The organism is Pseudomonas sp. RL_15y_Pfl2_60 (assembly GCF_963970595.1).
Lineage (GTDB): Bacteria > Pseudomonadota > Gammaproteobacteria > Pseudomonadales > Pseudomonadaceae > Aquipseudomonas.
The window spans coordinates 1-12,578 of record NZ_CAXAOE010000006.1; the positions used below are offsets into that span (position 1 = coordinate 1).

The window sequence follows — 12,578 nt, forward strand, 5'->3', positions numbered from 1 at the left end:
GACACGGCTTGCACTCGCTCCCCCGAGGATCAATCGGGAACTATCGCTCTAAAATAAGCAGTAGTCGAGATACAAGGGCGGGCAACGCGAAGTTTGCCCGCCATGACACTGCGATTAACTGAATATTCACTACTCCGGTGGACAAGCTTCGCGCTGTCGCACCCCACACCTGTCGCAGCCTACCAATAATTCTCAACGGCTACCTGGCCAGGCCTGCGGGTCAGGCTTAGCTGCATGTCACGTTGTTTCAAGAGTTGGCGCAGGTCATCAATCATCTGTGGATTACCGCAGAGCATCACCCGCGAGTTTTCAGCATCCATCGCTACACCTGCTGCACGCTCCAGTTCGCCGCTCTCAAGTAACGTGGTGATCCGTTGGTTGAGGCAACCCGGCAGGGGCTCACGCGTAACCACGGGCACATACACCAGCTTGTGCGCATGCTCGGCAAGGTGTTCCATCGTCCTGAGTTGCTTGATCAACGCTTGATAGGCCAACTCCTGCTGAGTGCGAGCGCTGTAAACCAAAATAATCCGTTCAAAGCGCTCCCACACCTCCAAGCCTTGCAGTATCGACAGAAACGGCGCCAACCCCGTGCCGCTGGCGACCAACCACAGGTCACGGCCATCAATAAAACGATCAAGGGTGAGAAAGCCAAAAGCTTGTTTATCCACCAACAGCGTATCGCCGACAGACAAACGACTCAGTTCGCTGGTGAACTCACCGTCCGGCACGACGATTGAAAAGAACTCGAGAAAATCGTCGTGCGGCGCCGAAACCATTGAATAGGCTCGCCAGACAATACTGCCATCGGGCTTGGAAACGCCTAGACGAGCGAATTGCCCGGCAACAAATCTAAACCCTTGGTCACGTGAACAGCGCAAACTGAATAAAGTCGGCGACCAGACATGCACATCGCTAAGCGTTTGCCGGGTAAACTTGTCATCACTTGCGCTCATAGGGCTCCCCAATTGAGTTGGCGGACGGGCTTGAGCAATTCATTAATGCGGCACGGCTACCAAGCTACGACAGCTAAGCAACCGCTCGGCCCATGAGCCTGCAGTGTCGCGCACTTTTCCGTTGATAAAAACCAGCAGCTTATATGCCTATATTCGTTACGCCTTTTGCTCCACTGGAATTGATCCGCCAGCCAGAACAGTCGCACGAGACCTTGCAGGCCTTTGACGCTGCGGATGAATACCTGCTCAACCAATTTGCCGAACGAGGCGTTGAGGCGAACCTGCGCGTGTTGATTCTCAACGACAACTTTGGCGCACTGGCCTGCGCGTTGGCCGCTATTAAACAACCGCGCATGCTGATCACCAGCAGTTCAGACTCACATTTGGGGCACATGGCGCTGGGGATCAATCTGCAACGCAATCAGTTGGCCGCAGACGCAGTCAATTTCGTACCAGCGCAGCAATCGCCGCAAGGGCCCTTTGATCGTGTATTGATCCGAATCCCCAAGACACTGGCCCTGCTCGAAGAGCAACTGATCCGCCTGCACGGCCAGTTGGCACCGGGGGCTCAGGTTGTGGCAGCGGGCATGGTCAAACATCTACCGCGCGCAGCAGGCGATCTGTTGGAAAAATACATCGGGCCGGTGCAAGCGTCCCTGGCCGTCAAAAAGGCGCGCCTGCTGATTGCCTCGCCTGAACCCAAACCGCAGCCAGTATCTCCTTATCCCAGCCGCTACAGCCTGGATAAGCCGCCGCTCAACCTGATAAACCATGCCAATGTGTTCTGCCGCGAAGGCCTCGACATCGGCACGCGGGCCTTCTTGCCACACCTGCCCAAGGATCAACGCCCGCTACGGGTTGCAGACTTGGGGTGCGGCAATGGTGTCCTGGCGATCACCTACGCACTGAGCAATCCCGAGGCGCAACTGACACTGGTTGATGAGTCTTACATGGCGGTGCAATCGGCACGGGAGAACTGGCTAGCCGCGCTTGGCGAGAGGCCGGTGGATATCCGTGCTGGCGATGGCCTGGCTGAACAACCGACTGAGTCATTGGACAGGGTGCTGTGCAATCCACCCTTTCACCAACAGCAGGTGGTGGGCGACTTCCTGGCCTGGCGAATGTTCCAGCAAGCACACTCGGCGCTGGTGACGGGCGGCGAACTGTGGATTGTCGGCAATCGTCACCTGGGCTACCACCATAAGCTCAAGCGCCTGTTTCGTGGCGTCGAACAAATGGCGTCGAACCCTAAGTTCGTCATTCTCAAAGCCATCAAGTAGCTGATAACGACCAACTTCCCTTTAAGCGACCAGCAACGTCTCCCGGACTTTTTCATTCAAGGCTTAACCTGTTATAACAAATAGCCTTTACAAAAGGCCGATGCCAACAAATAAGAACGCACTAATGCGCTCAAAAGAATAAGGACTCTCACATGAGAAAATTTTTTACCGGTTTGGCGATTACCGCCAGCCTGCTAGGTGCTTCAATCACAGCTCAAGCGGGTCCAGTTCTTGATGACATTGTTAAATCCGGGGAGCTTAAGGTTTGTTTCGATGCGGGCTACATGCCTTTCGAAATGAAGAGCAAGTCAGGCCAATTTATCGGTTTTGATATCGACATGAGCAAACTGCTCGCCAAGCAGATGGGGGTTAAATACGTCCCAGTCAACACCGCTTGGGATGGCATTATTCCGACCCTGCTGACTGGCAAGTGCCACATGATCAACGGCGGCATGACCATCAACACCCAGCGCAATATGCGGGTGAACTTCGCAGATCCCTACATCGTGATCGGCCAGAGCATCCTGCTGAACCCTAAGCTCAAGGGCAAAATCAACGACTACAAAGACCTCAATGATCCGCAATACACCATCACCACCAAACTCGGCACCACCGGTGAGCAAGCGGTCAAGCGCCTGCTGAGCAAAGCCAAGATCAATGTCTTTGAAACCCAGTCTGATGCCGTGCTTGAAGTCACCAACGGCAAAGCGGATGCCTTTATCTACGACCTGCCATTCAACGCGATCTACTTTGCCCAGAACAAAGACAAGATCGTTCACCTGGATAAGCCATTCACCTTCGAGCCACTGGGCTGGGCTGTTGCCCAGGGTGACCCGGAAATGCTCAATGTGCTGAACAACTTCCTGCGTCAGATCAAGGGTGAAGGTACCTACGATCGTCTCTACGCCAAGTGGTTCGAAAGCGACGCCTGGCTCAACCAGGTTCAGTAAGACCATCAGGCCAGACTCAACCTCTGGCCTGATTTCCACTTGCCCCGCGCGTTACCGTAAAACCTAAATTTTCAGGAGGTCACTTTGTTGACCAGTCCCCGACGATGGCTTTGGCACGGCCTATCAGTACTTATCATTGCGGGCCTTATGGGCACGCTGTACATAGCCTCCAAGCAGATCAACTACAGCTGGCAATGGGCACGTGTGCTGCCTTACATCGTCAACACCGCCCCGCTCGACTTGCGGGCCAGCGGCAATGGCACCATCACTGATGTTACTCCAGATGCGATCACCCTGACCCTCGACGACGGCGGCAACACACAAGTCTTCAAGCCCTATGACCAGGCAGTTGCGACCCAGGGCGACTTGATATTCGAAGGTGATGTGGTCGCACGCACCGTGCAATGGCGCGCGGGTCCACTGCTCCATGGCTTGTGGGTAACCCTGAAGATATCGGTGATTTCACTGTTCTTCGCCACACTGCTCGGTCTGGCTGCTGGCCTGATGCGAATTTCCAGCAATCCGGCCTGCCAAAACCTGGCATTTGCCTACGTCGGCTTGATTCGCGGCACGCCGTTGCTGGTACAGATATTTATCATGTACTTCTTTGTCGGCACCATGCTCAACCTTGACCGCTTCTCTGCCGGGGTCATGGCGCTGTCGATCTTTACCGGTGCCTACATTGCTGAAATCGTACGTTCCGGCATCCAGTCGATCTCACCTGGACAAATGGAAGCTGCGCGCTCGCTGGGCATGTCTTATCCCAAGGCGATGACCCACGTTATCCTGCCGCAGGCATTCAAGCGCACACTGCCGCCAATGGCGGGCCAATTGATCAACCTGATCAAGGATTCCTCGCTGGTTTCGGTGATTGCGATTACCGACCTGACCAAAGCTGGCCGCGAGGCTATCAGCGGTAACTTCGCGACCTTCGAAGTATGGATTACCGTTGCCGGCCTGTACCTGATTCTGACAACACTGCTGTCGTGGGTTGTCCGCCGCATTGAAAAGAGGTTAGCCGCTAGTGACTGAAGCCTATACCGGCAAGGACATGATCGTTGCCACCCAAGTTAACAAAATCTACGCCAATGGTTGCCATGCCCTTAAAAACGTCAGTGCGACCATTGCGCGTGGCGAAGTGGTTGTCATCATCGGGCCATCCGGCTCGGGAAAATCGACCTTTTTGCGCGCACTCAACCAGCTTGAGCAGATCAATAACGGCCAGATCATTATCGATGGCATCAACATGTATGCCCCCGGCACCAACATCAACAAGCTGCGTGAACGCGTCGGCATGGTGTTTCAGTCGTTCAACCTGTTTCCGCACAAGACGGTTAAAGGCAATGTCATGCTCGCGCCGATCAAGGTCGCCAAGCGCGATCCAAAGAAGGCCGAGCAAGATGCCGAACAACTGCTTAAACGCGTAGGTTTGGGCGACAAGCTGAACGTTTACCCGGCGCAACTTTCCGGGGGCCAGCAACAACGCGTAGCCATCGCCCGCGCACTGGCAATGAACCCGGATGTAATGCTGTTTGATGAACCCACATCGGCGCTTGACCCGGAAATGGTCGGCGAAGTGCTGGATGTAATGAAGAGCCTGGCCAATGATGGCATGACCATGGTGGTGGTAACCCACGAGATGGGTTTTGCCCGCGAAGTGGCTGACCGCGTGCTGTTTATGGAAGACGGCGAACTGCTGGTCAGCGACACGCCAGACAATATCTTCAGCAGCACCAAGCACCCGCGGCTAGAGCAGTTTCTATCGAAGCTGCTGTAGGGTGGACGGCGCTCTTCCGTCCACCATTAAACACCGCAAACATTTAAGCCGATTGCCAACGCTGGTGGGCAAGCTGCGCGTTGCCACACCCTACGAGGAAGACGACGCTTTATCGCTCAGCGTCAACACCCGCGTAGGGTGGACGGCGCTTTTCCGTCCACCATTGAACACCGCAAACAATTAAGCCGATTGCCCTTAGCTGGTCATGCCTGCTGCGCTCATAAACCAGCGCAGCAGCAATGACACAACCCCCAGTGCCAGTACGCTGCCCGCCCAGATTGCCACCAGCCAGCCGATACGCTGATACAAGGGTTTCTTCTGTTGCGGGCCGGTCATGCTGCGCTCCTTAGTGGTAGCCATGTTCGTGGGTTATCTTGCCGCGGAACACGTAGTAGCTCCAGGCGGTGTACATCAGAATAAACGGAATGATGAACAGCGCCCCTACCAGGATAAACGCCTGGCTTTGCGGCGGCGATGCGGCCTCCCAGATAGTCACGCTTGGCGGGATAATGTTCGGCCACAGGCTCAGACCCAAACCGCTGTAGCCCAAGAAGATAAGGCCAAGGGTTAGCAAAAATGGCGCGTAGTGCTGACGCTTTTGCACGGCCCGCCACAATGCCCAGGTACAGACCAGTACCAGTATTGGCACCGGTGAGAGCCAGAAAAGGTTCGGCAGGCTGAACCAGCGCTCAGCAATTTCGGGGTGGGCCAACGGCGTCCACAGGCTGACGATACCGGTAACCGCCAGGACCACAAGAATCAGCGGCTTGCCCAGGTCATGCATCTGCTCTTGCAGGCGCCCTTCGGTTTTCATGATCAGCCAAGTGCAACCCAGCAAGGCATAGGCGGCGACCAGCGCCAGGCCACAAAACAGCGCGAAGGGTTTTAGCCAGTCCAGCGGGCCACCGGCATATGTCCGGCCAACCACTTCGATACCATCGATATAGGCGCCAAGGGTGACGCCTTGAAAGAAGGTTGCGGTGATTGAGCCACCAATAAAGGCCTTGTCCCAGATATGCCGCTTGTGGGCTTTGGCCTTGAAGCGAAACTCAAAGGCCACACCGCGAAAAATCAAACCGAGCAGCATGAAGATCAGCGGCAGATAGAGGGCATCCAGCACCACTGCATAGGCCAGCGGAAATGCGCCAAACAGCGCCGCGCCCCCCAGTACCAGCCAGGTTTCATTGCCATCCCAAACCGGCGCCACCGAGTTCATCATCAGGTCACGTTCGCTATCATCCTTGACGAACGGGAAAAGGATACCGATGCCCAGATCGAATCCATCCATGACTACGTACATCATCACACCGAACGCGATGATCACCGCCCAGATATGCGAGAGATCTATGCCGACCATGTTCAGCTCCTTTCAGTCTGGATGTCGTCTTCATCATCCGGTGCAGCAGACAGCGGACGAGACGGCGTGCGTTGTTGGCCTGGGCCACCCTCTTGATGGTTAGTGCCTTCAACAGGCAAAGGCCCTTTGCGCACCAGGCGCATCATGTAGCCGAGACCGGCACCGAAGAGCGCGAAATAAACCACCACAAACAGCACCAAGGTCACGCTCATCTGCACGACCGTATGATTTGAAACCGCGTCTGAGGTGCGCATCAACCCGTACACAACCCAGGGTTGGCGGCCAATTTCCGTGGTGAACCAGCCCGCCAGGATTGCGATCAAGCCCGAAGGTCCCATCCATAGCGCCATGTACAAGAAAGCACGGTTGTTATAGAGCCTACCTTTGGGGCGCAACAGCAACGCCCAGGCGCCCATCATGATCATCAACAAGCCAAGCCCCACCATGATCCGGAAGCTCCAGAACACCACGGTCGAGTTGGGCCGGTCTTCCTTGGGGAATTCCTTGAGCGCGGGCACTTGCTTATCGAGGCTGTGGGTCAGGATCAAGCTGCCCAATTTAGGAATTTCGACCTTGAAGCGGGTTTCCTCGCGCTCCATGTCCGGCCAACCAAACAGAATCAACGGCGTTGCTTCACCCGGAGGGTTTTCCCAGTGCCCCTCAATCGCAGCAATTTTGGCAGGTTGATGCTCCAGCGTATTGAGGCCGTGGGCATCGCCGATCACCGCCTGAATGGGTGCAACGATAAGCGCCATCCACATTGCCATTGAGAGCATCTTGCGCACAGCGGGATTATCTCGACCGCGCAGTAGGTGCCAGGCCGCAGATGCGCCGACAAAGAAAGCCGTTGCCAAGAAGGCAGCCGTTGCCATGTGCATCAGGCGATAAGGGAACGACGGATTGAACACCACCGCGAACCAATCGACGGGAATCACCCGGCCATCAACAATTTCGAAGCCTTGCGGCGTCTGCATCCAACTGTTGGAGGCGAGAATCCAGAATGTCGAGATCAGTGTGCCGATGGCGACCATCAGCGTAGAAAAGAAGTGCAAGCCTGGTCCGACGCGGTTCAAGCCAAAGAGCATGACACCGAGAAAACCGGCTTCGAGAAAGAATGCAGTGAGCACTTCGTACGTCAGCAAGGGGCCGGTAACGGCACCGGCAAAGTCAGAGAAGGCACTCCAGTTAGTCCCAAACTGATAAGCCATCACCAGGCCTGAAACCACGCCCATGCCAAAGTTGACGGCAAAGATTTTCGACCAAAAGTGATACAAATCCATGTATACGCTTTTGCCGGTTTTCAGCCACAAGCCTTCAAGAACGGCCAAGTAGCTGGCCAAACCAATGGTGATTGCAGGGAAGATGATATGAAACGAAATAGTGAAAGCAAACTGGATCCGGGCTAACTCCAATGCCTCTAAGCCAAACATGGCGCGTCCTCAATCAGGTGATACACAACCTCGCGTCATTCGAGGCCTGCTAATAACGTACTAGACTCTGATCATCAAATGACGCCAGCGTTCTTATCGTAAACACATGCAGCGATACCGGGCACATTCCTTGGCCTCTAGTTGCAGTGAAAAGCATCCGCTCGTAACAAGCCAGACGTTGATCCATATCAATACCCAACTAAGGATAGCTGGATAGCTGGAATTAACCGCTGTGGCTCTTTGTCGCGATCAGTCGCGCTTGTCAGCGCAATGCCTGCGGACAATCGACATCGAGCAAGACTGCAGGGTCATCAACATCCAGCCCGACGCAGGCATGGGCATGCGCTTGTAAAATTGTCCGGGCACCCTGCTCGCCCTTGAGCGCCTGCAGTTGCGGCCAGTACTTGCGACCGAATATGACCGGATGACCGCGCGAGCCCTTGTGCACAGGAAACACAATCTGTGAAATGTCGGCCGCTTGAACCAGGCGCTGCAGCGTCTGGTCCGCGAGCCAGGGCATGTCCCCCAGCAAGACGGCAACAGCAGACGCCTGGCTGTCCAGCACTGCAACCTGGGTAATAGCTGCGGCTAAACTAGTGCCCATGCCTTGATCGGCATCAGCACAACGCACAATTTGCGTGTGCGGCCCGAGGCCCAGCGCCTGCGGCTCGTCATCGTCACGCAGAACCACATAAAGTTGCCCGAAGTGGCGTTGAGCGCGAGCGACAGCCGTTGCCAGCAAGCCTTGGCCATCACTGAGCCGTGCGATGCGCTTATCACTGCCAAAACGCCGCCCTCGCCCAGCGGCCAGCACCACGGCAACAACTGAGTTTGGCGCGCTGTTCAAAGTTGCGCCTTGGCGATGCCGTTGCGCAGGCGGACGATATCTGCGAGCACGGCCAGAGCAATTTCAGCCGGGGTTTTACTGCCGAGGTTAAGACCAATAGGCGCCTGTATCCGCGCCAGATCAGCCTCACACAGGCCACCCGAACGCAACAAACGCTCGAAACGCTTGCGAGTGGTTTGCTGCGAGCCCATCACGCCGATATAAAAGGCCTCGGTGCGCACCGCTTCGATCATCGCCAAATCATCGATTCGCGGGTCGTGGGTCAGCGCGACAACGGCGGTGTCGGCATGACAGCCACCCGCGGCGATAACCATCGAGGGCAACTCACGGCGGATCTCGACGCCCGGCAGCTCAACACCGTCAAGCACCTCATCGCGCGGGTCACAGAGCACCACTTCAAAGCCGAGGGTCTTGCCAAACTCGGCGCAGACATGGGCGACGCTGGAATAACCAGCCAGCAGCAGACGTTGCGCGGCGCCAATCCGGATATGCAAGGTGTCCAGGTCGCGGCGTACCCGAGGCCCATGATCAGAGTCTGCACTCAACTGCCATGTGCCCTGCGGCACTGTGACCGAACGCAATAAGCGGCGCTGCCCAAGCAAGGCGCTTTCCAGCTCCCGCAAATGCGCCTGCACTTCACAGCTGGAGGCCAGGTTCTCGACCAGCACTTCCAGGACACCGCCGCAGGGCAAGCTGATATTGGAGTGACTGTCACTGCCGTCGCCGTAGCGCACCAAGGCTGAAGGCTCAGCAAATGCACCTTCAGCCACACGTTGCAGAAAGTCATCTTCTACACAACCGCCAGACAAGGACCCCAGCCAATTGCCCTGTTCGTTGACGACCAACAAAGAGCCAGGCGCCCTGGGCGCCGAGCCATAGGTAAATAGCACTGTGCACAGCCAAACCCGCTGGCCAGCCTGCGACCACTGCAATGCCTGACGAATCACCAGTAAATCTAGATGCTGCATTAACGGCTCCGCCCCTTTGGTAGCGCATCACTTTATCAGGACTTTAGGACCCAGGCAGGCCTGAGTCATACAAAGCCATTGTCGGCAACGATGATATGCACAGAAGCAGCCGAAACAATTTGTTTCAGTTAGACTTTGCGGCCGACCACGCCCGAGCTGACGCTGTTATGTCAAATACCACGCCAACCCTGTTGCGCCACCATCGCCCCTTTATAGCTTTCTGGCTGGCGCGCGTTGCAACTGCCAGCGGCTTCCAGATGCTGACGGTTGCCATCGGTTGGCATATCTACAAGCTCACTGGCAGCGTGCTCGACCTGGGGTTGGTTGGCTTGGCCGAATTTCTACCGCGCGTACTGTTTATGCTGCACACCGGCCACGTTGCCGATCGCTACAACCGTGCACGCATTGCTGCCCTCTGCCAGACCGTGCAGGCGTTGATTGCCCTGGCATTGGTGATTAGCAGCTACAGCGGTGATATCAGCCGCGAGATGATTTTCCTGCTGGCGTTCAGCCTGGGGGCGGCAAGAGCCTTTGAAATGCCCGCCACGCAAGCATTACTGCCGCGCTTGGTGCCGCCGGCATTGTTTCCCGCAGCGGTTGCGGCATCGGCATCGGCCATGCAAACCGCAACCATTGTCGCCCCTGCTCTGGGCGGCTTCCTGTTTGCCTTTGGCAGCATCTGGGTGTATGTGCCGACCGCAATCCTGTATGCGCTGGCCTGCGCCTTGATGCTCAGCCTGCCCAAACACCAAGAGCAGCAAAGCAAGGAAAAAGCATCGCTGAACAACCTGCTGGCTGGCATTCGCTTTATTCGCAGTCGCCCCGATGTGTTTGGGGCTATCTCGCTCGACCTGTTTGCGGTGTTGCTCGGCGGCGCAACCGCGCTCTTGCCAGTATTTGCCAAAGACATCCTGATGACCGGCCCATGGGGACTTGGCTTGCTGCGCTCGGCGCCAGCGGTGGGCGCGTTGCTGATGTCCTTCTGGTTGGCGCGTTTTCCGATCAACCGTCATGTCGGACGGACCATGTTCACCGCAGTGGCGATTTTTGGTGTCGCCACTATCGCTTTCGGAATCTCGACCTCATTCTGGTTCAGCCTCTTGGTACTGGTGGTGCTTGGCGCTGCCGACATGATCAGCATGGTTATCCGTGGTGCCTTTGTGCAACTACAAACACCTGACGCCATGCGTGGCCGGGTCAGCGCGGTCAATGGCTTGTTTATTGGCGCATCCAACCAGCTCGGCGAGTTCGAATCCGGCCTTACCGCACACTGGTTCGGCACTGTGCCTGCTGTTGTGCTCGGCGGTGTCGGCACGCTGCTGGTAACCGGCACATGGATCAAGCTGTTCCCGACGTTGGCTCATCGCGACACGCTGGAACAAACCGAGCAAGAACTGGCCGCAACCCAGAAAGCAGGAGCCAGCACTTAAAGCCACATGGCGCCGACAGTGGCGCCTGTACTACGCTGCCTTATACCCGCCCGGCGCCGGGCACGTATTCAGACTCAGGCATCCGCGATTGGCGCTGCCAGTCGTTGATGCATCATGGGTACAGAAGCCAAGCAGCCTGTCGGCTCATAAATTCACCGCCAGCGGGCTTACTGCTATGATGCGCGCCTTTTTCGCAATCGCCAGCTATACAGTTCACCCATGGATGGATGTAGTTAGCTATCGATCAGGCCACTTTCGGCGCATTTAGCGTCATGGGGAACTCCGCATGCTGGAAAGACTGTTCCAACTCAAAGCACACAACACCAACATTCGAACAGAGATGCTGGCCGGTCTGACCACCTTCCTGACGATGGCGTACATCTTGTTCGTCAATCCGAGCATCCTCGGGGAAACAGGCATGGATAAAGGCGCAATCTTTGTCGCCACCTGCCTGGCCGCAGCGATTGGCTCGGCGATCATGGGGTTTATCGCCAACTACCCAATCGCCCTCGCCCCGGGCATGGGGCTCAATGCCTTTTTCACTTACACCGTGGTCCTGCATATGGGCCACACCTGGCAAGTCGCGCTGGGCGCAGTGTTCCTCTCGGCGTGCATGTTCTTTCTGTTGTCGATTTTCAAGATTCGTGAATGGATCATCAACAGCATCCCGCTGGAACTGCGCTCGGCGATTGCCGCAGGCATTGGTCTATTCCTCGCGCTAATTGCCCTCAAGGAGTCGGGCATCGTCGTTTCCAACCCTGCCACCCTGGTGGGCATGGGCGACCTGTCCAAACCCGAGCCGCTGCTGGCGATCCTCGGCTTTTTCGTTATCGTCGCGCTTGAAGCGCGCCGGGTTACAGGTGCGGTGCTGATCGGTATTTTGCTGACCACCGGCATTGGTATTGCGCTGGGGGTTTCACAATTCGGCGGTTTTGTATCCATGCCACCATCGCTGGCCCCGACCTTTATGCAACTGGACATCATGGGCGCGCTGGACATCGGCTTGGTTAGCGTGGTGTTCGCGTTTCTCTTCGTTGACCTGTTCGATAACTCCGGCACCTTGATTGCCGTCGCGAAAAAAGCTGGCCTGATGCGCGCTGACGGCCATATGCCGAAAATGGGCCGGGCGCTGATCGCCGACAGCAGCGCGGCCATGGTCGGCTCACTGCTCGGTACTTCAACCACCACCAGCTATATCGAGTCAGCCGCAGGCGTCACCGCTGGCGGACGCACCGGCCTGACTGCCGTCGTGGTTGCCCTCCTGTTCTTGCTGGCGTTGTTCTTCTCGCCATTGGCAGGCAGTGTTCCGGCATTCGCCACGGCACCTGCACTGTTGTTTGTCGCGGTACTGATGACCGCTGGCCTGGCCGAGATCGACTGGAGTGACATCACCCTTGCCGCTCCCGTGGTGATCACTGCACTGGCAATGCCACTGACCTTCTCGATCGCCAACGGCATTGCCTTTGGTTTTATCGCATGGGCCGCTATCAAGTTGCTGGCGGGGCGCTGGAAAGAACTGAACCCAGCGCTGGTCATCCTGGCTATTCTGTTTGTGATGAAATTCGCCTGGTTTAACGCCTAGA

General features: G+C 56.6%; 12 protein-coding genes. 6 read left to right on the top strand and 6 right to left on the bottom strand.

From position 1 onward, the window contains the following. Positions 1-179: 179 nt before the first annotated feature. Positions 180-956 (bottom strand): ferredoxin--NADP reductase, encoded by a 777-nt coding sequence (locus AACY26_RS16470; RefSeq protein WP_339515692.1) that lies wholly within the window; start codon positions 954-956, stop codon positions 180-182. Positions 957-1,099: 143 nt separating this feature from the next. Here AACY26_RS16470 and AACY26_RS16475 point away from each other — a divergent pair, with 143 nt between their 5' ends. The 4 genes from AACY26_RS16475 to AACY26_RS16490 all read left to right on the top strand — a co-directional run bounded on the left by AACY26_RS16475 (position 1,100) and on the right by AACY26_RS16490 (position 4,963). Then, positions 1,100-2,236 (top strand): class I SAM-dependent methyltransferase, encoded by a 1,137-nt coding sequence (locus AACY26_RS16475; RefSeq protein WP_339515693.1) that lies wholly within the window; start codon positions 1,100-1,102, stop codon positions 2,234-2,236. A 152-nt stretch (positions 2,237-2,388) separates the two neighbouring features. Next, positions 2,389-3,186 (top strand): transporter substrate-binding domain-containing protein, encoded by a 798-nt coding sequence (locus AACY26_RS16480; protein WP_339515694.1) that lies wholly within the window; start codon positions 2,389-2,391, stop codon positions 3,184-3,186. An 84-nt stretch (positions 3,187-3,270) separates the two neighbouring features. Then, on the top strand, positions 3,271-4,218 hold the full coding sequence (locus AACY26_RS16485) for an amino acid ABC transporter permease (RefSeq protein WP_445261318.1): 948 nt from the start codon (positions 3,271-3,273) through the stop codon (positions 4,216-4,218). 19 nt (positions 4,219-4,237) lie between these two features. After that, the gene (locus AACY26_RS16490) at positions 4,238-4,963 is read left to right on the top strand and encodes an amino acid ABC transporter ATP-binding protein (protein WP_339516091.1); all 726 of its coding nucleotides are present in this window, start codon (positions 4,238-4,240) and stop codon (positions 4,961-4,963) included. A 195-nt stretch (positions 4,964-5,158) separates the two neighbouring features. On the opposite strand, the gene AACY26_RS16495 is transcribed toward AACY26_RS16490, so the two are convergent. From AACY26_RS16495 to AACY26_RS16515, 5 genes are all read right to left on the bottom strand, one after another. After that, complete coding sequence (locus tag AACY26_RS16495) at positions 5,159-5,299, bottom strand: DUF2474 domain-containing protein (RefSeq protein WP_339515696.1); 141 nt, start codon at positions 5,297-5,299, stop codon at positions 5,159-5,161. A gap of 10 nt (positions 5,300-5,309) precedes the next feature. Then, entirely contained in the window at positions 5,310-6,320 is a 1,011-nt protein-coding gene (gene cydB, locus AACY26_RS16500) for a cytochrome d ubiquinol oxidase subunit II (protein WP_339515697.1), read from the bottom strand. A 2-nt stretch (positions 6,321-6,322) separates the two neighbouring features. Further along, positions 6,323-7,750: a cytochrome ubiquinol oxidase subunit I gene (locus AACY26_RS16505; RefSeq protein WP_339515698.1), complete on the bottom strand. Its 1,428-nt coding sequence runs from the start codon at positions 7,748-7,750 to the stop codon at positions 6,323-6,325. A 262-nt stretch (positions 7,751-8,012) separates the two neighbouring features. Then, positions 8,013-8,597, bottom strand: coding sequence for a nucleotidyltransferase family protein (locus AACY26_RS16510; RefSeq protein ID WP_339515699.1), 585 nt, complete (start codon positions 8,595-8,597; stop codon positions 8,013-8,015). Next, a complete protein-coding gene (locus tag AACY26_RS16515; protein ID WP_339515700.1) occupies positions 8,594-9,565 on the bottom strand; it encodes an XdhC family protein in 972 nt (323 codons plus the stop codon). The genes AACY26_RS16510 and AACY26_RS16515 overlap by 4 nt, the downstream gene beginning before the upstream one ends. 167 nt (positions 9,566-9,732) lie before the next feature. On the opposite strand from AACY26_RS16515, the gene AACY26_RS16520 reads away from it, so the two are divergent. Then, positions 9,733-10,995: an MFS transporter gene (locus AACY26_RS16520; protein ID WP_339515701.1), complete on the top strand. Its 1,263-nt coding sequence runs from the start codon at positions 9,733-9,735 to the stop codon at positions 10,993-10,995. A 286-nt stretch (positions 10,996-11,281) separates the two neighbouring features. Beyond that, positions 11,282-12,577, top strand: coding sequence for an NCS2 family permease (locus tag AACY26_RS16525; RefSeq protein WP_339515702.1), 1,296 nt, complete (start codon positions 11,282-11,284; stop codon positions 12,575-12,577). Position 12,578: the final 1 nt, after the last annotated feature.

Coding starts and splice junctions, on each gene's coding strand:
- AACY26_RS16470 (WP_339515692.1), bottom strand. CDS start 956: ATGAGCGCAAGTGATGACAAGTTTACCCGGCAAACGCTTAGCGATGTG.
- AACY26_RS16475 (WP_339515693.1), top strand. CDS start 1,100: ATGCCTATATTCGTTACGCCTTTTGCTCCACTGGAATTGATCCGCCAG.
- AACY26_RS16480 (WP_339515694.1), top strand. CDS start 2,389: ATGAGAAAATTTTTTACCGGTTTGGCGATTACCGCCAGCCTGCTAGGT.
- AACY26_RS16490 (WP_339516091.1), top strand. CDS start 4,238: ATGATCGTTGCCACCCAAGTTAACAAAATCTACGCCAATGGTTGCCAT.
- AACY26_RS16495 (WP_339515696.1), bottom strand. CDS start 5,299: ATGACCGGCCCGCAACAGAAGAAACCCTTGTATCAGCGTATCGGCTGG.
- cydB (WP_339515697.1), bottom strand. CDS start 6,320: ATGGTCGGCATAGATCTCTCGCATATCTGGGCGGTGATCATCGCGTTC.
- AACY26_RS16505 (WP_339515698.1), bottom strand. CDS start 7,750: ATGTTTGGCTTAGAGGCATTGGAGTTAGCCCGGATCCAGTTTGCTTTC.
- AACY26_RS16515 (WP_339515700.1), bottom strand. CDS start 9,565: ATGCAGCATCTAGATTTACTGGTGATTCGTCAGGCATTGCAGTGGTCG.
- AACY26_RS16520 (WP_339515701.1), top strand. CDS start 9,733: ATGTCAAATACCACGCCAACCCTGTTGCGCCACCATCGCCCCTTTATA.
- AACY26_RS16525 (WP_339515702.1), top strand. CDS start 11,282: ATGCTGGAAAGACTGTTCCAACTCAAAGCACACAACACCAACATTCGA.